Consider the following 15,485-nt stretch of genomic DNA (forward strand, 5'->3'; position numbering starts at 1 on the left):
CTCCTGCGCCTGTCCCCGCCCTTGGCCCGGCCCCCGGCCGTACGCGCCTCCGGACCGCACCGGAGTAGGCGTCACCTCAGCCACCCTGCACCACCACCTTCCGCGTCGCCGCCGCCTGCGCCGCCCGGCCGATCCCCAGCAGCACCAGCGCCCAGCCGCCCTGGAAGGCGTACGCCCCCGCCAGGCCCCAGCCCTCGTACTTCCCCAGGTACACATCGGCCGGCACCTGGAGCAGCGACGCCCACGGCAGTGCCCGCGCGACCTCGCCGAGCGCGCCCGGGAAGACGTTCAGCGGGAGCGGCATCCCCGAGAAGAACAGGCCGCCCAGCCAGGCCACCTGGACCACGCCCTGGCCGTCCAGCAGCCAGAACGCGCTCATCGCCACCACGTACCAGAGCGCGAAACCGACCGTCGAGCCGAGCGCCACCGCCAGCAGGAAGGCGAGCCACGAGCCAGGTCCGGCCGGCAGGGTGAAGCGGAAGACCAGCCAGCCGACCGCCATCGGAGCGATCCCGCGGCCGAGCAACTGATAGGCGGACCTGCCCAGGTTGGCCGAGAACCACCAGGTCTGGAGGTCGGCCGGGCGGTAGAGGTCGACCGCGATGTCGCCGGTCCTGATCCGCTCGATCAGTTCGTCCTCGAAGCCGCCGCCCATCATTCCGCAGACCGTGAGCAGCGCCTGCCCGATCCAGACGTACGCGAGCGCGTCGTCCATCGTGTAGCCGCCGAGGTGCGGGCGCTCGTCCCAGAGGGCGATGTACGTGTACGACAGGACGAGGCCGAAGACGGAGTTGGTGAACACCCCCGCCGCCGTCGCCACCCGGTAGGTCGCATGGCGCCGGAAGCCGCCCGCGGCCACCGTCGCGTACAGCCGCAGCATGCGGCTTCTCCTCTCCAGTCCGTGGAGCACCGAAGTCCCCCAAGCGCCGACGGCCGTGAAGCACCGAAGCCCCTGAGTCCCTGAGGCCCTGAAGCACCGAAGTCCGTAGAGAACCCGAAAAACGCCGAAGCGCACGACCCTAGCGAAGCTCGCCCTCGCGCCGCGACCGGATTTCCCGTCACCTTCGGGTCGCATTCAGGAGTTTCGCCCCCTAAGGGGCAATATGACTTGCCATGCCCCCTTCCTCCGGTACGAGCGACTCCGACGCCCCCCGGCCGGCCCGCCCCACGGGCTGGGAGCCGAGGGACCCCACCCTCTCCCCTCCCCCACCGCGCACACCGCAGCGCCGTCCCCGGCGCCTCCTGCGCACCCTCTTCGGGCTCCTGCTCCTCGGCACCCTGCTGCTCTTCGGCGCCTTCGCCGCCGGGTACCTCCTGGTGGAGATCCCGCCGGCCAACTCCGCCGCCCTCGCCCAGTCCAACGTCTACCTCTACCGGGACGGCAGCACCCTCGCCCGCGACGGCGAGGTCAACCGCGAGAACGTGCGGCTCGACCGCGTCCCCCACGCCGTCCGGCAGGCCGTCCTCGCCGCCGAGGACCGCGACTTCCACACCTCGCGCGCCGTCGACCCCAAGGCGATGGTCCGGGCCGCCTGGAACACCGTCACCGGCAAGGGCCGCCAGTCCGGCTCCACCATCACCCAGCAGTACGTCAAGAACTACTACCTGGGGCAGGAGCAGACCCTCACCCGCAAGGCGAAGGAGTTCTTCATCGCGATCAAGCTCGGCCGCGAGAAGAGCAAGGAGGACATCCTCCAGGGCTATCTGAACACCAGCTACTTCGGACGCAACGCGTACGGCCTCCAGGCCGCCGCCCGCGCCTACTACGGCAAGGACGTCGAGGACCTCGACACCGCCGAGGGCGCGTACCTCGCCTCCGTCCTCAAGGCCCCCAGCGCCTACGACGTCACCACCCATCCCGAGAACCGCGCCAAGGCCGTGGCCCGCTGGAACTACGTCCTCGACGGCATGGTCAAGGAAGGCTGGCTCACCCGCGCCGACCGCGCCGCCGCCCGCTTCCCCACCCCGCAGACCGCCCGTCCCGCGACGGGCCTCTCCGGGCAGCGCGGCTACCTCGTCCAGGCCGTCGAGGAGTACCTGACCGAGCACGGGATCGTCGACGAGAAGACCCTCGCCGGCGGCGGCTTCCGCATCACCACCACCCTTGAGCCCGCCAAGCAGGACGCGCTCGTCCAGGCCGTCGAGGAGCGGGTCATCTCCAAGCTCGACCCGGCGCGCGCCGCCGCCGACCGGTACGTACGGGTCGGCGCCGCGGCCGTCGACCCGGCCAGCGGCAAGGTCCTCGCCCTGTACGGCGGTGTCGACTACACCCAGCAGTACGTCAACAACGCCACCCGGCGGGACTACCAGGTCGGCTCCACCTTCAAGCCCTTCGTCTTCACCGCCGCCGTCCAGAGCGGCGCCCAGACCCAGCAGGGCGAACCGATCACCCCGTACACGGTGTACGACGGAAGCAACCGGCGGCCGGTCGAGGGCTGGAGCGGCGCCCCGTACGACCCCGCCAACGAGGACGACGCGAGCTACGGCGAGATCCCCGTCGGCGCCGCGACCGACCTGTCGGTGAACGCCGTGTACGCCCAGATGGCCGTCGACGTCGGCCCCGGGCACGTACGACGCACCGCCGTCGACCTCGGCCTGCCCGGCTCCACCCCCGACCTCACCGCCTCCCCCTCCATCGCGCTCGGCGCGGCCACGGCCAGTGTCCTGGACATGGCGACGGCGTACGCGACCCTCGCCGCGCACGGCCGGCACGGGACGTACTCCCTCGTCGAGGGCCTCAGCAGGGACGGTCAGGGGATCGCCGTGCCGACCCCGGCGTCCCGGCAGGCGGTGAGCCGGGAGGCCGCCGACACCACCACGGCCATCCTGCGGAGCGTCATCGAGACGGGTACGGGAACGGTCGCGCAGGCCGTCGGACGCCCCGCCGCCGGCAAGACGGGCACCGCGGAGGACGACAAGGCCGCGTGGTTCGCCGGCTACACCCCGGAACTCGCCACGGTCGTCGCCCTGATGGGCCAGGACCCCGAGTCGGGCCGGCAGGAACCGCTGTACGGCGCGCTCGGACAGGCCCGGGTCAGCGGGGGCGGGACACCCGCCGAGATCTGGGCCCAGTTCACCCGCGCGGCACTGGCGGGAACGGCACCGCGGGACTTCGAGCTCCAACTGATGCCGGGGGCGGAGGAACCGCCGCCGGTCCCGCCGCTCCCCGATGCGACGGATGCCGCGGACGCTACTGACGCCTCCGCTGTCCGTGACGCGTCCGCCGCCCGGGACACCGCCCGGGACACCTCCGCCGCTCCTGACGCCTCAGCCGCCCCCGATCCCTCCGGTGCTCCGGATGGCGCCCCTGAGGGGTCGTACGAGCTGGGCGAGGCAGGCCCGGGAGCGGCGTCACGCGGCCCCCGCCCGCCCCGCGGCACCCCCGGTCAGTGACCCGACGTCGCCTTCAGACCCACGACGGCGACCAGCAGCAGACAGACGAAGAAGATCCGGGCGGCGGTCGCCGGCTCACCCAGCACGACCATGCCGAGCACCGCCGCACCGGCCGCGCCGATACCCACCCACACGCCGTACGCCGTACCGATCGGCAGGGTCTTCGCGGCGTGCGACAGCAGGACCATCGAGGCGACGATCCCGGCGCCGGTGAACACGCTGGGCCACAGTCGCGTGAAGCCGTCGGTGTACTTCATCCCGATCGACCAGCCGACTTCCAGCAGACCCGCGACGACAAGAAGGACCCAGGCCATGACGACAACACCTCCGCGAGACGGAACAACAGGGGTGCGTCGTCTTGTCGGAATCCCGGTACGGCGCGTCTCGTCGGGTGTCTCCAGGCTAGCAAAAGACGGCGGAGGGCCTTGGTGACCATGGTCACCAAGGCCCTCCGGGGCACATGAGGTCAGAGATACAGCCCGGTCGAGTCCGTCGTCCCCTGGAAGCGGTCCGCGGCCACCGCGTGCAGATCGCGCTCCCGCATCAGGACGTACGCCACGCCCCGCACCTCGACCTCGGCGCGGTCCTCGGGGTCGTACAGCACCCGGTCGCCGATCTCGACGGTACGGACGTTCTGACCGACCGCGACCACCTCGGCCCAGGCCAGGCGGCGGCCGACGGCGGCGGTCGCCGGAATCAGGATGCCGCCGCCGGAGCGCCGCTCCCCCTCCGGGGAGTCGGTGCGGACCAGGACGCGGTCGTGGAGCATCCGGATGGGCAGCTTGTCGTGCGTGTTCTCGCTCACGGTGTGAACCTACCTGCCCGGGCACGGCACCCGAGGCGGGGAGGGGTCATCCCCGGAAAGGTCATCCCTTGCCCTTGCGGGAGGAGGCGGCGAGCAGCCCGATGACCGCGACGGCGACGAGGGCCGCCGGCACCACGCGCTCCAGGCGGGGGGCGCCGTCCTCATGAGTGAAACGTGCCTTCACGTCCGAGACGACCCGGTTGACGGCGACGAAGGCGCGTCCGGCGGTCTGGTCGACCGTCGAGGCGACCTTGGCCTTCGCGTCCCCGATGATCGTCTTCGGGTGCATCCGAATGCCGATCTCGTCGAGAGTGACGGCGAGCTGCTCGCGCCGGCGGACGATGTCCGCCTCGATCTGCGCAGGGGTCCTGGCCTCCGACACCGCGCTGCCTCCGTAGTCGTGATCCGGGTGGGTCGGGATCCGGTCGTTGATCGGTCCTTGTGGACAGTCTGTCAGCTCTCTCGCCGCCGGGCTGTCCCCGACCCCCATTAGGCTCTGAATGCGTACGCGAACCATCCCGAGGAGAGCCAGCCATGAGCGAGCGACTGCAGCCCGGCGACACCGCCCCCGCCTTCACCCTGCCCGACGCGGACGGCAACGAGGTCTCCCTCGCGGACCACAAGGGCCGCAAGGTCATCGTCTACTTCTACCCGGCGGCGCTGACCCCCGGCTGCACGAAGCAGGCGTGCGACTTCACGGACAACCTGGACGTGCTGGCGGCGGCGGGCTACGACGTCATCGGAGTCTCGCCGGACAAGCCCGAGAAGCTGGCGAAGTTCCGCGAGAAGGAGAACCTGAAGGTCACGCTGGTCGGCGACCCGTCCAAGGAGATCCTGGAGGCGTACGGCGCCTTCGGCGAGAAGAAGCTGTACGGCAAGACGGTGACGGGCGTGATCCGCTCGACGGTCGTCGTGGACGAGGACGGCAAGGTCGAGCACGCCTTCTACAACGTGAAGGCGACGGGCCACGTGGCCAAGATCCTCAGGGACCTCTCCATCGAGGCCTGAACCGCCGCCCGGGTGACGTGACGGACGTCCCAATCCTGGGCGACTTCCGTTTGTGATCGGCATGACCGTGCAGAAGGTCCTCTGGAGTTTTTCCCGGAGAGAGGACGTACGGCCATGCCGGCCACCGACCGCGACGGGCCAGTCGCCGATCCCGAGGCCCAGAGGCGCCACCCGCTGCTGTTCAAGGCCGTCACCCGGCGGCGCCGGCCCAGACTGCGGCGCACCGACATCACGGTCACCGACGAGGCGGCCGTCAAGCGGGCCGTGAAGGCGGCCTCGCTGGGCAATGCCATGGAGTGGTTCGACTTCGGCATCTACGCCTACCTCGCCGTCACCCTCGGCCATGTCTTCTTCCCGTCGGGCAACGACACCGTCCAGCTGCTGTCGTCCTTCGCGACGTTCGCGGTCGCGTTCCTCGTCCGGCCGCTCGGCGGCATGGTGTTCGGCCCGATGGGTGACCGGCTGGGCCGTAAGAGGGTCCTCGCGCTGACGATGATCCTCATGGCCGTCGGCACCTTCGCGATCGGCCTGATCCCGTCGTACGCCTCCATCGGCTTCTGGGCGCCGGTCCTCCTGGTCTTCTTCCGGATGCTCCAGGGCTTCTCCACCGGCGGCGAGTACGGCGGCGCCTCCACCTTCATCGCCGAGTACGCCCCCGACCGTCGCCGGGGCTACTTCGGCAGCTTCCTGGAGTTCGGCACCCTGGCGGGCTATGTCGCCGCGGCGGGCCTGGTGACCGCGCTCACCGGCTGGCTCGGCTCCGACACCATGGAGGCATGGGGCTGGCGCGTGCCGTTCCTGGTCGCGGGTCCGCTGGGCCTGGTCGGCCTCTATCTGCGGCTGCGGCTCGACGAGACGCCCGCCTTCCAGAAGCTGGAGAGCGACTCGGCGCGCGCCTCCGACGCGGCGGACGCGGTGGAGACCTCCACCAAGGGCGACCTGGCGAAGATCTTCCGGCAGCAGTGGCCGACGCTGATCCTCTGCGTCGCACTGGTCGGCGCGTACAACATCGCCGACTACATGCTGCTGTCGTACATGCCGACGTACCTCTCCGACGAGCTCGGCTACAGCGAGACGCACGGCCTGCTGATCCTGCTGCTCGTGATGGTCCTGCTGATGCTGATCATCACTCAGGTCGGCCGTCTGAACGACCGCTTCGGGCGGAAGCCGGTGCTGATGGCGGGCATGCTGGGCTTCCTCTTCCTGTCGCTGCCCGCGTTCCTGCTGATCGGCCAGGGCGGCGTACCGGCGATCACGGCGGGCATGCTGATGCTCGGCCTGTCGCTGGTCTGCCTGCTCGGCACGATGTCGGCGGCGCTGCCGGCGCTCTTCCCGACGGACGTCCGCTACGGCTCCCTGTCGGTGGGCTACAACCTGTCGGCGTCGCTGTTCGGCGGTACGACCCCGCTGGTGATCACGGCCCTGATCAGCGCGACCGGCAGCAATCTGATGCCGGCGTACTACGCGATGGGCGCGGCGCTCGTCGGCGTGATCGCGGTCGCCTGCATGAAGGAGACGGCCCAGCAGCCCCTGGAGGGGTCCCCGCCGTCGGTGGAGACCCCGGAGGAAGCGGCGGAGATGGTGATGTCCCAGGCCCCGGAACCGAGGTTCTGACCCCGTCGCCCCGCCGTCGGAACGGCCCGCACCGTACGTCCCGGTGCGGGCCGTTCCGTTCGTCGTACGCGATATGACGCGACCGTCCGATATTCGGGTCGTTGGTCCGTACGAGATCCGTACGGGTGAGGGGACGCGAGGAGGACGAGCGCGACTGCTCTGCCCCAACTGCCATGCGACGACCGACACCTGGTGCCGGGGAGGACGGCGGGTAAAGTAGGGGGTCGAGTACGCGCCCGTACGCCAAGGGCTGAGCGGCGATCTTTAGGTGGTCGTGTCTGTCGGTTCGAATCCGACCGGGCGTACCGTACGACGGCCCAGCGCACTGAGTGACGCTGGGCCGTTCGCATACGGGCCCTCAGCCCAGCAGTTCCCTCACCACCGGGACCAGGGCCCGGAACGCCTTGCCTCGGTGGCTGATCGCGTTCTTCTCCGCCGGGGTCAGTTCCGCGCAGGTCACCTCGTGGCCCCTCGGCTGGAGGATCGGGTCGTAGCCGAAGCCGTTCGTGCCCACGGGGGTGTGGCGGAGGGTGCCCGGCATGGTGCCCTCGACGACGCGTTCCGTGCCGTCGGGCAGGGCCAGGGCCGCCGCGCAGGCGAAGTGGGCGCCTCGGTGTTCGTCCGCGATGTCGGAGAGCTGGGCCAGGAGCAGGTCCAGGTTGGCGCGGTCGTCGCCGTGGGTGCCCGACCAGCGGGCCGAGAAGATGCCGGGGGCGCCGTTCAGGACGTCGACGCACAGACCGGAGTCGTCGGCGACCGCCGGCAGGCCGGTGGCCTGGGCGAGGGCGTGGGCTTTGAGGAGGGCGTTCTCGGCGAAGGTGACGCCGGTTTCCTTGACGTCGGGGATCTCCGGGTACGCGTCCGCGCCGACGAGTTCCAGGTCGAGACCTGCGTCGGCGAGGATCGCGTGGAGTTCGGTGATCTTGCCCGCGTTGCGGGTGGCGAGGATCAGACGGGTCATGTCACCGATTATCCCGGGGTGCAGACCTTGCCGATCTCGGTGGCCGCGTCGGTGATGGGGGTGATGTCCGGGGTGGTGTCGCCGTTCTTGACGGCGGCGCGGACGGTGTCGACGCCCTTGGTGAGGTCGTCGACGGCCTTGGAGAGGTCCGCGTTGTCCGTGGTGTTCTTGAGGTTGCCCAGTTCCGTGGAGATGGAGTTGAGGGATTCCTCGATCTGGGTGGCGTCGTTCGAGGCGTTGGAGACCGCCTGCTGAAGGTTGCTCACCGAGGTGGCTATCGCGTCGGCGGTCTTGACGCAGTCCATTGCTTTGTCGAGGGCTCCGCAGCCGCTCAGGACGGTGGTGAGTGCGGCGGCCGTGGCCACGGCGAGTGCGAGACGGCGCTTCAAGGCGGGTCCTCCCCCAGATGCGTACATGCGAACGACGGACGGGCGCACGGAGCTTATCCGTACGGGCCCGCCCGTCAGGACGCGGTGCGGGGTCAGAGGGTTCCTTCGAGGGCCTTGCGCTGGATCTCGGCGAGTTCGGCGCAGCCGCCGGAGGCGAGGTCGAGGAGGGCGTTGAGCTCGTCGCGGTCGAAGGGCTCGGCCTCGGCGGTGCCCTGGACCTCGACGAAGCGGCCGTCGCCGGTGCAGACGACGTTCATGTCGGTCTCGGCGCGGACGTCCTCCTCGTAGCAGAGGTCGAGGAGGGGGACGCCGTCGACGATGCCGACGGAGACGGCGCCGACGGTGCCGGTGAGGGGCTTGCGGCCGGCCTTGACGAGCTTCTTGCCCTGGGCCCAGGTGACGGCGTCGGCGAGGGCGACGTACGCGCCGGTGATGGCGGCGGTGCGGGTGCCGCCGTCGGCCTGGAGGACGTCGCAGTCGAGGACGATGGTGTTCTCGCCGAGCGCCTTGTAGTCGATGACGGCGCGCAGGGAGCGGCCGATGAGGCGGGAGATCTCGTGGGTGCGGCCGCCGATCTTGCCGCGGACGGATTCGCGGTCGCCGCGGGTGTTGGTGGCGCGCGGGAGCATGGAGTACTCGCCGGTGACCCATCCTTCGCCGCTGCCCTTGCGCCAGCGCGGGACGCCTTCGGTGACGGAGGCGGTGCAGAAGACCTTGGTGTCGCCGAAGGAGATGAGGACGGAGCCCTCGGCGTGCTTGCTCCATCCGCGTTCGATGGTGACGGGGCGGAGCTGTTCGGGGGTACGGCCGTCGATACGAGACATGGGACGAGCGTAGCGGGACGGACGAAGGGCCCGTTCCCCTGCCGGAACGGGCCCTTCAGCTGATGCGGCTGCTTACATCATGTCTTCGATGTCGGCGGCGATCGGGTCGGCGTCGGTGCCGATGACGACCTGGATCGCGGTGCCCATCTTGACGACGCCGTGGGCGCCGGCGGCCTTGAGGGCGGCCTCGTCGACCTTGGACGGGTCCACGACCTCGGTGCGCAGGCGGGTGATGCAGCCTTCGACCTCTTCGATGTTCTCGATGCCGCCGAGCCCGGCGACGATCTTCTCAGCCTTGCTGGCCATGTGTTTCTCCCTGTCCGTTCCGTTCGCGCGTACGCGCATCTCGGCGCACCTGCGGTCCGCTTTGTCACGGTAACCCACGGTTGGCCCAACTTCGCGAGCGAGTGCCGCCGTTCTGCCGAATGATGACGATCACCGGCGGCCTGTCCTCAGCGGGCTCCGGGGAGCCTATCGCAACTGGTCTACACCAGTGTGCAACGAGACGCGGACCCGGCTTGTTCCGGGCAGGGAGGACGCCGATGAGTACGGACAGCGCCGCGGCGCGGCCGCAGAAGTCCCTGTGGGGCGGACTCTTCCAGGGGCTGCAGAAGATGGGGCGCAGCCTTCAGCTGCCCATCGCCGTGCTGCCGGCCGCGGGCATCATCAACCGGCTCGGTCAGCCGGACGTCTTCGGCGCGGACGGGCTCGGCTGGGACAACGTCGCCAAGGTGATGGCGGGCGCGGGCGGTGCGCTTCTCGACGGCAATCTCGGCCTGCCGCTCCTCTTCTGCATCGGCGTCGCGATCGGCATGGCGAAGAAGGCGGACGGGTCGACCGCGCTCGCGGCCGTCGTCGGCTTCCTCGTCTACTTCAACGTGCTGCGCCAGTTCCCGAAGGACTGCCCGGCGGGCACGAAGGACATCAGCGGTGGCTGCCTCGCCGTCGACGACTCCTTCGCCGGGTACACGTACCAGAATCCCGGTGTCTTCGGCGGCATCGTGATGGGCCTGCTCACCGCGTACCTGTGGCAGCGGTACCACCGGACGAAGCTGGTCGACTGGCTGGGCTTCTTCAACGGGCGCCGCCTCGTCCCGATCATCATGACGTTCGTGGCGATCGCCTTCGCCGCGCTCTGCCTGTGGATCTGGCCGCCGATCGGTGACGCGCTGGAGAGCTTCAGCGACTGGCTGGTGGGGCTCGGCTCATGGGGTTCGGGCATCTTCGGCCTGGCGAACCGGGCGTTGCTCGTCATCGGCCTGCACCAGTTCCTGAACGTGCCCATCTGGTTCCAGTTCGGCACGTACGAGAAGCCGGACGGTACGACGGTCCACGGCGACATCCCCATGTTCCTGGCGGGCGACCCGAACGCCGGTCAGTTCCTGACGGGCTTCTTCCCGATCATGATGTTCGCGCTGCCGGCGGCGGCGCTCGCGATCACGCACTGCGCGAAGCCGCACCGCCGCAAGGAGATCGGCGGTCTGATGCTGTCGGTGGCGCTGACCTCGTTCGTCACCGGTATCACCGAGCCGCTGGAGTACTCGTTCCTCTTCATCGCGCCGGCGCTGTTCGCGATCCACGCGGTGCTGACGGGCGTCTCGATGGCGGTGACGTGGGCGTTCGGCGTGAAGGACGGCTTCAGCTTCTCAGCCGGTCTGATCGACTACGTGATCAACTGGAACCTGGCGACGAAGCCCTGGCTGATCATTCCGATCGGTCTCGCGTTCGCCGTCGTGTACTACGCGATCTTCCGGTTCGCGATCACCAAGTTCGATCTCCAGACGCCCGGCCGCGAGCCGGACGAGGTGGGGGACGAGATGGAGCGGGAGAACGTCAAGTAGCCCCCCGGGTCACCCTGCAGAGCCTGACCGTTTCGGGGCTTTCGCCCCTCTCGTAAGGCCCGCGAAAGGCCCCTGGACCTGACGGTCCGGGGGCCTTATGTCGTGCATTTCCAGCTATGGCTGAGCACACAAAATTCGCAGGTTCCTTATCTAAGTCTCACGTGCTACAACTGGTCTACACCACTCATTGGTGTAGACCACGCGGTCCAGACCACCGCGTTCCACGAGACGTCGCCGTCCCCCCTTTTCACTGTCCTCTGGCGGCGCCTTGCCTTACTGGAGGAAGTTGATGAGTACGGCCACCGCCCAGGCCGCCGCTCCCGCGAAGAAGCGCGGATCCGGCCTGTTCCAGGGCCTGCAGAAGGTCGGTCGCAGCCTGCAGCTGCCGATCGCCGTGCTGCCGGCCGCGGGTATCTTGCTCCGTCTCGGCCAGCCCGACGTGTTCGGCGCCGAAGGCCTCGGCTGGGGCAAGGTCGCCACGGTCTTCGCCTCCGCCGGAGACGCGGTCTTCGCCAACATGCCGCTGCTGTTCTGCGTCGGCATCGCGATCGGCTTCGCCAAGAAGGCCGACGGCTCCACCGCCCTCGCCGCCCTCGTCGGCTTCCTCGTCTACTCGAGCGTCCTGAAGGCCTTCCCGGTCACCGAGGCCGTCGTCAACACGACCGCGAACAAGGGTGTCGACGTCGCCGCGACGTACAACGACCCCAAGGTCTTCGGCGGCATCATCATGGGTCTGCTCGGCGCCGTCGTCTGGCAGCGGTTCCACCGCACCAAGCTGGTCGACTGGCTCGGCTTCTTCAACGGCCGCCGTCTCGTCCCGATCCTCATGGCCTTCGTCGGCACCATCATGGGTGTGCTCTTCGGCCTCCTCTGGGAGCCCGTCGGCAACGTCATCACCGACTTCGGCAACTGGATGACCAGCCTCGGCGCCCTCGGCTCCGGCGTCTTCGGTGCCATCAACCGCGGTCTGCTCCCGGTCGGCATGCACCAGTTCGTGAACACCGTGGCCTGGCAGGAGATCGGCACCTTCACCGACTCCACCGGCGCCGTCTGGCACGGCGACCTGCCCCGCTTCTTCCACGGCGACCCGTCCGCGGGCCAGTTCATGTCGGGCTTCTTCCCGATCATGATGTTCGCCCTCCCGGCCGTCGCCCTGGCGATCACCCACGCCGCCCGCCCCGAGCGCCGCAAGGTCGTCGGCGGCATGATGTTCTCGCTCGCCCTGACCTCGTTCGTCACGGGCATCACCGAGCCCATCGAGTTCGCCTTCATGTTCCTGGCGCCCCTGCTGTACGTGATCCACGCGGTGCTCACGGCCGCCTCGATGGTCATCACCTCGGCCCTCGGCGTGCACCACGGCTTCACCTTCTCCGCCGGCGCGCTGGACTACTTCCTGAACTGGACGTACGCCACCAAGCCGTGGCTGATCATCCCGCTCGGCCTGGCGTTCGCCGCGGTCTACTACGTGGTCTTCCGCTTCGCGATCACCAAGTTCAACATCATGACCCCGGGCCGCGAGCCCGACGAGGAGGTCGAGGACCTCACCAAGGCGTGAGCCTCGCCCCGCAGCACGGAAGGGCCCCGGAACCGTACGTACGGTTCCGGGGCCCTTCCCCTTGTCACGCTCTCCCCCGGCCGAGCTCCCCGTGGCCGGGGGACGGCCTCAGATCTCGTAGACCGCGCCCGGCCGCGCCAGCTCCGACAGGCCCGAGTACACCTGACGTGCGTCCGCCAGGTTCTGCTCGCCGTCCGTCCACGGCGGGATGTGGGTCAGGACGAGCCGGCCCACCGACGAGCGGGTCGCCTCGGCGCCCGCCTCGCGGCCGTTGAGGTGGAGGGCCGGGATGTCCTCCTTGCCGTGGGTGAAGGAGGCCTCGCAGAGGAACAGGTCGGTGCCCTCGGCGAGCTTGTGCAGCGACTCGCAGACCCCGGTGTCCCCGGAGTACGTCAGCGAGCGGCCGTCGTGCTCGACCCGGATGCCGTACGCCTCCACCGGATGGCACACCTTCTCCGTACGGACGGAGAACGGGCCGATCTCGAAGGCCTCCGACTTCAGGGTGCGGAAGTCGAAGACCTCGCTCATCGAGCTGGGCGAGGGGGTGTCCGCGTACGCCGTGGTCAGGCGCTGCTCGGCGCCCTCCGGGGCGTAGACGGGGATCGCGTCGCAGCGTCCGCCCTCGTGCCGGTAGTAGCGGGCGACGAAGTACCCGCACATGTCGATGCAGTGGTCGGCGTGCAGATGGCTGAGGAAGATCGCGTCGAGGTCGTACAGACCGATGTGTCGCTGCAGCTCGCCCAGGGCGCCGTTGCCCATGTCGAGGAGCAGCCGGAAGCCGTCGGCCTCGACGAGGTAGCTCGAACAGGCCGAATCCGCGGACGGGAACGACCCGGAGCAGCCGACGACGGTGAGCTTCATGGAGCGTGAACCTCCGTGGACGGATACGGAAAGCGCGCTGAGGAAGGGGGAGGCTGTGCGGTCTGTCGAGCGTAAGGCGCTCCAGGGCCTGTCGCTCCTTCGCGGTGGCCCGTTGTGGGCGAACTCACGGGCTCTGTCACCGGTTCGGATGGATGGCGGGCCGCGTCGGCGGAGTGAGTCGTGCGCCGGTACCGTCTTGAGGTATGGACACGTCGTGGTGGCCCGCGCTGGTCGCGGTCGTGGTGATCGCACTGGTGGTGGTGCTCGCCGACGGGTGGCGGCGGTCGTCTCGCCGTCCGTCGGGACGATCGCCGGGGCGCCCGTCGGGACGGACCCGGCCGTCGACCCGGCCGCCCGGTCGGCCCGCCGGGCCGCGGAAGGCTCCGTCGCGGCTGCCGCGGGCCGCGGAGATCTGGTGGGCGGACGTGCCCTTCGAGGACGGGCCCGGGTCGAAGGACCGGCCCTGTCTCGTGCTGTCGGTACGGGGGGACAGCGCGCTCGTCGCCAAGATCACCAGCAAGTACCACGACGAGCGGCCGGGAGTGATCGCGCTGCCGCCGGGTGCGGTGGGGGACGCGCAGGGACGGCCGAGCTTCCTGGAGACGGATGAGCTTCGGGAGGTGCCGGTTTCGGAGTTCCGGCGGAAAGCGGGGATGGCGGACCCGGTCCTCTGGGACCGGGTCCGCCATCTGGCGCGGTAGCGTCTTGCGGGCTTTCGAGGTGCGGGGCCCGCGGGTGCGGGTTCAGGCGCGAGGGCCTTACGCCTCACGCCTTACGCCTTACGCCCAGAGTTGGCCCTGGACCGATGCGATGGCTTCCTCTGTCGTCTTGGCCGTGTAGAGGCCGGTCGAGAGGTACTTCCAGCCGCCGTCGGCGACGACGAAGGCGATGTCCGCGCTCTCGCCCGCCTTCACCGCCTTGTTGCCGACGCCGATCGCCGCGTGCAGCGCCGCGCCCGTCGAGACACCGGCGAAGATGCCCTCCTGCTGGAGGAGTTCCCGGGTGCGCGTCACCGCGTCGGCGGAGCCGACGGAGAAGCGGGTGGTGAGGACGGAGGCGTCGTACAGCTCCGGTACGAAGCCCTCGTCGAGGTTCCGGAGGCCGTAGACGAGGTCGTCGTACCGCGGCTCGGCGGCGACGATCTTGACGTCGGGCTTCTGCTCACGCAGGTAGCGGCCGACGCCCATGAGGGTGCCGGTGGTGCCGAGGCCCGCCACGAAGTGGGTGATGGAGGGCAGGTCGGCGAGGATCTCGGGGCCGGTGGTGGCGTAGTGGGCGCCCGCGTTGTGCGGGTTGCCGTACTGGTAGAGCATCACCCAGGTCGGGTTCTCGGCGGCGATCTCCTTGGCGACGCGTACCGCCGTGTTCGATCCGCCCGCCGCGGGGGACGAGATGATCTCGGCGCCCCACATGGAGAGCAGCTGGCGGCGCTCTTCGCTGGTGTTCTCGGGCATGACGCAGACGATGCGGTAGCCCTTGAGCTTGGCGGCCATGGCCAGGGAGATGCCGGTGTTGCCGCTGGTCGGCTCCAGGATGGTGCAGCCGGGGGTGAGACGGCCGTCCTTCTCCGCCTGCTCGATCATGTGGAGCGCGGGGCGGTCCTTGACCGAGCCGGTCGGGTTGCGGTCCTCCAGCTTCGCCCAGATGCGGACGTCGTCCGAGGGCGAGAGCCGGGGGAGGCGGACGAGCGGCGTGTTGCCGACCGCCGCCAGCGAGGAGTCGTAGCGCATGTGGATCAGACCATGCCACCGGCGACGGCCGGCAGGATCGTGACGTTGTCGCCGTCGGTGAGCTTGGTGTCGATGCCGTCGAGGAAGCGGACGTCCTCGTCGTTGAGGTACACGTTGACGAAGCGGCGGAGCTTGCCGCCGTCGACGATGCGGGCCTCGATCCCGGTGTGGCGCGACTCCAGGTCGGCGAAGAGCTCGGCGAGGGTGGCACCGCTGCCCTCGACGGCCTTCTCGCCGTCGGTGTAGGTGCGGAGGATGGTCGGGATGCGGACCTCGATGGCCATGGCGTGGGCTCCTGTCGGAAGTGGCGTGATGGGCGCGCTGCTGGGGCCCCCGCGCGGAGGGGGGTCGTACGTAAGTGCGCTCGGCCGGTCGCTCAGAGCGCAGCGCGGGACGAACAGATCGCGCTGGCGAGGCGGCACAGGTCGACGTGCAGGCGCGCGACGAGCAGGACTGTGCCCGGTGTCTCTTCGCTCACGTCGTGGGAAACCATGGGCTCATCGT

The 15,485-nt window shown here is 69.7% G+C and carries 18 protein-coding genes, 1 tRNA gene and 1 riboswitch; of the genes, 7 read left to right on the forward strand and 12 right to left on the reverse strand.

The features are described from left to right. Positions 1-76: 76 nt before the first annotated feature. On the reverse strand, positions 77-877 hold the full coding sequence (locus tag ACIP8Z_RS16065) for an ABC transporter permease (protein ID WP_402083870.1): 801 nt from the start codon (positions 875-877) through the stop codon (positions 77-79). 236 nt (positions 878-1,113) lie between these two features. Here ACIP8Z_RS16065 and ACIP8Z_RS16070 point away from each other — a divergent pair, with 236 nt between their 5' ends. Continuing rightward, positions 1,114-3,393 carry a transglycosylase domain-containing protein gene (locus ACIP8Z_RS16070; RefSeq protein WP_402083611.1) on the forward strand — a complete coding sequence of 760 codons (2,280 nt, stop codon included), beginning with the start codon at positions 1,114-1,116 and terminating at the stop codon, positions 3,391-3,393. Here the strand turns inward: ACIP8Z_RS16070 and ACIP8Z_RS16075 are convergent. The 3 genes from ACIP8Z_RS16075 to ACIP8Z_RS16085 all read right to left on the reverse strand — a co-directional run bounded on the left by ACIP8Z_RS16075 (position 3,387) and on the right by ACIP8Z_RS16085 (position 4,580). Next, positions 3,387-3,707 (reverse strand): multidrug efflux SMR transporter, encoded by a 321-nt coding sequence (locus ACIP8Z_RS16075; RefSeq protein ID WP_093800677.1) that lies wholly within the window; start codon positions 3,705-3,707, stop codon positions 3,387-3,389. The genes ACIP8Z_RS16070 and ACIP8Z_RS16075 overlap by 7 nt on opposite strands. 33 nt (positions 3,708-3,740) lie before the next feature. Beyond that, positions 3,741-3,810, reverse strand: a riboswitch (guanidine-III (ykkC-III) riboswitch). A 49-nt stretch (positions 3,811-3,859) separates the two neighbouring features. Beyond that, positions 3,860-4,198, reverse strand: a complete 339-nt coding sequence (locus ACIP8Z_RS16080) for a co-chaperone GroES (RefSeq protein WP_015033852.1) — start codon at positions 4,196-4,198, stop codon at positions 3,860-3,862. Between the two features lie 61 nt (positions 4,199-4,259). Next, positions 4,260-4,580, reverse strand: a complete 321-nt coding sequence (locus ACIP8Z_RS16085) for a DUF3618 domain-containing protein (RefSeq protein WP_073913470.1) — start codon at positions 4,578-4,580, stop codon at positions 4,260-4,262. Between the two features lie 152 nt (positions 4,581-4,732). On the opposite strand from ACIP8Z_RS16085, the gene bcp reads away from it, so the two are divergent. From bcp to ACIP8Z_RS16100, 3 genes are all read left to right on the forward strand, one after another. Then, positions 4,733-5,206, forward strand: a complete 474-nt coding sequence (gene bcp / locus ACIP8Z_RS16090) for a thioredoxin-dependent thiol peroxidase (RefSeq protein WP_073913466.1) — start codon at positions 4,733-4,735, stop codon at positions 5,204-5,206. Between the two features lie 114 nt (positions 5,207-5,320). Beyond that, on the forward strand, positions 5,321-6,820 hold the full coding sequence (gene proP, locus ACIP8Z_RS16095) for a glycine betaine/L-proline transporter ProP (RefSeq protein WP_402083613.1): 1,500 nt from the start codon (positions 5,321-5,323) through the stop codon (positions 6,818-6,820). 232 nt (positions 6,821-7,052) lie between these two features. Beyond that, a tRNA-Leu gene (locus ACIP8Z_RS16100) sits at positions 7,053-7,125 on the forward strand. 53 nt (positions 7,126-7,178) lie between these two features. Here the strand turns inward: ACIP8Z_RS16100 and rdgB are convergent. The 4 genes from rdgB to ACIP8Z_RS16120 form a co-directional block, all read right to left on the reverse strand. After that, positions 7,179-7,781 carry an RdgB/HAM1 family non-canonical purine NTP pyrophosphatase gene (gene rdgB / locus ACIP8Z_RS16105; protein ID WP_402083616.1) on the reverse strand — a complete coding sequence of 201 codons (603 nt, stop codon included), beginning with the start codon at positions 7,779-7,781 and terminating at the stop codon, positions 7,179-7,181. Positions 7,782-7,789: 8 nt separating this feature from the next. Next, the gene (locus ACIP8Z_RS16110; protein WP_402083619.1) at positions 7,790-8,197 is read right to left on the reverse strand and encodes a hypothetical protein; all 408 of its coding nucleotides are present in this window, start codon (positions 8,195-8,197) and stop codon (positions 7,790-7,792) included. Positions 8,198-8,262: 65 nt separating this feature from the next. Next, positions 8,263-8,994, reverse strand: coding sequence for a ribonuclease PH (gene rph / locus ACIP8Z_RS16115; RefSeq protein WP_383870514.1), 732 nt, complete (start codon positions 8,992-8,994; stop codon positions 8,263-8,265). Positions 8,995-9,066: 72 nt separating this feature from the next. Next, positions 9,067-9,300: a glucose PTS transporter subunit EIIB gene (locus ACIP8Z_RS16120; protein ID WP_018105617.1), complete on the reverse strand. Its 234-nt coding sequence runs from the start codon at positions 9,298-9,300 to the stop codon at positions 9,067-9,069. 236 nt (positions 9,301-9,536) lie between these two features. Between ACIP8Z_RS16120 and ACIP8Z_RS16125 the strand changes: the two genes are divergently transcribed. Together ACIP8Z_RS16125 and ACIP8Z_RS16130 are read left to right on the forward strand one after the other, a co-directional pair. Continuing rightward, a complete protein-coding gene (locus tag ACIP8Z_RS16125) occupies positions 9,537-10,835 on the forward strand; it encodes a PTS transporter subunit EIIC (protein ID WP_319309580.1) in 1,299 nt (432 codons plus the stop codon). 289 nt (positions 10,836-11,124) lie between these two features. Further along, positions 11,125-12,390 (forward strand): PTS transporter subunit EIIC, encoded by a 1,266-nt coding sequence (locus ACIP8Z_RS16130; protein WP_402083623.1) that lies wholly within the window; start codon positions 11,125-11,127, stop codon positions 12,388-12,390. A gap of 108 nt (positions 12,391-12,498) precedes the next feature. Here ACIP8Z_RS16130 and ACIP8Z_RS16135 read toward each other — a convergent pair whose 3' ends face one another. Then, positions 12,499-13,251 (reverse strand): MBL fold metallo-hydrolase, encoded by a 753-nt coding sequence (locus tag ACIP8Z_RS16135; protein ID WP_319309582.1) that lies wholly within the window; start codon positions 13,249-13,251, stop codon positions 12,499-12,501. A gap of 203 nt (positions 13,252-13,454) precedes the next feature. Here ACIP8Z_RS16135 and ACIP8Z_RS16140 point away from each other — a divergent pair, with 203 nt between their 5' ends. Further along, positions 13,455-13,952 carry a type II toxin-antitoxin system PemK/MazF family toxin gene (locus ACIP8Z_RS16140; RefSeq protein ID WP_402083626.1) on the forward strand — a complete coding sequence of 166 codons (498 nt, stop codon included), beginning with the start codon at positions 13,455-13,457 and terminating at the stop codon, positions 13,950-13,952. A gap of 78 nt (positions 13,953-14,030) precedes the next feature. On the opposite strand, the gene ACIP8Z_RS16145 is transcribed toward ACIP8Z_RS16140, so the two are convergent. From ACIP8Z_RS16145 to ACIP8Z_RS16155, 3 genes are all read right to left on the reverse strand, one after another. Next, positions 14,031-14,981, reverse strand: a complete 951-nt coding sequence (locus ACIP8Z_RS16145; protein WP_402083629.1) for a PLP-dependent cysteine synthase family protein — start codon at positions 14,979-14,981, stop codon at positions 14,031-14,033. A 5-nt stretch (positions 14,982-14,986) separates the two neighbouring features. Then, positions 14,987-15,265: a MoaD/ThiS family protein gene (locus ACIP8Z_RS16150; RefSeq protein ID WP_073807888.1), complete on the reverse strand. Its 279-nt coding sequence runs from the start codon at positions 15,263-15,265 to the stop codon at positions 14,987-14,989. A 92-nt stretch (positions 15,266-15,357) separates the two neighbouring features. Continuing rightward, a complete protein-coding gene (locus ACIP8Z_RS16155; RefSeq protein ID WP_315986240.1) occupies positions 15,358-15,474 on the reverse strand; it encodes a putative leader peptide in 117 nt (38 codons plus the stop codon). Between the last annotated feature and the right edge of the window lie 11 nt (positions 15,475-15,485).

This window comes from Streptomyces sp. NPDC088553 (assembly GCF_044752965.1).
GTDB lineage: Bacteria > Actinomycetota > Actinomycetes > Streptomycetales > Streptomycetaceae > Streptomyces.

Coding starts and splice junctions, on each gene's coding strand:
- ACIP8Z_RS16150 (WP_073807888.1), bottom strand. CDS start 15,265: ATGGCCATCGAGGTCCGCATCCCGACCATCCTCCGCACCTACACCGAC.
- ACIP8Z_RS16155 (WP_315986240.1), bottom strand. CDS start 15,474: ATGGTTTCCCACGACGTGAGCGAAGAGACACCGGGCACAGTCCTGCTC.
- ACIP8Z_RS16140 (WP_402083626.1), top strand. CDS start 13,455: ATGGACACGTCGTGGTGGCCCGCGCTGGTCGCGGTCGTGGTGATCGCA.
- ACIP8Z_RS16135 (WP_319309582.1), bottom strand. CDS start 13,251: ATGAAGCTCACCGTCGTCGGCTGCTCCGGGTCGTTCCCGTCCGCGGAT.
- ACIP8Z_RS16120 (WP_018105617.1), bottom strand. CDS start 9,300: ATGGCCAGCAAGGCTGAGAAGATCGTCGCCGGGCTCGGCGGCATCGAG.
- ACIP8Z_RS16110 (WP_402083619.1), bottom strand. CDS start 8,197: ATGTACGCATCTGGGGGAGGACCCGCCTTGAAGCGCCGTCTCGCACTC.
- rph (WP_383870514.1), bottom strand. CDS start 8,994: ATGTCTCGTATCGACGGCCGTACCCCCGAACAGCTCCGCCCCGTCACC.
- bcp (WP_073913466.1), top strand. CDS start 4,733: ATGAGCGAGCGACTGCAGCCCGGCGACACCGCCCCCGCCTTCACCCTG.
- rdgB (WP_402083616.1), bottom strand. CDS start 7,781: ATGACCCGTCTGATCCTCGCCACCCGCAACGCGGGCAAGATCACCGAA.
- ACIP8Z_RS16070 (WP_402083611.1), top strand. CDS start 1,114: ATGCCCCCTTCCTCCGGTACGAGCGACTCCGACGCCCCCCGGCCGGCC.
- ACIP8Z_RS16130 (WP_402083623.1), top strand. CDS start 11,125: ATGAGTACGGCCACCGCCCAGGCCGCCGCTCCCGCGAAGAAGCGCGGA.
- ACIP8Z_RS16125 (WP_319309580.1), top strand. CDS start 9,537: ATGAGTACGGACAGCGCCGCGGCGCGGCCGCAGAAGTCCCTGTGGGGC.
- proP (WP_402083613.1), top strand. CDS start 5,321: ATGCCGGCCACCGACCGCGACGGGCCAGTCGCCGATCCCGAGGCCCAG.
- ACIP8Z_RS16075 (WP_093800677.1), bottom strand. CDS start 3,707: ATGGCCTGGGTCCTTCTTGTCGTCGCGGGTCTGCTGGAAGTCGGCTGG.
- ACIP8Z_RS16145 (WP_402083629.1), bottom strand. CDS start 14,981: ATGCGCTACGACTCCTCGCTGGCGGCGGTCGGCAACACGCCGCTCGTC.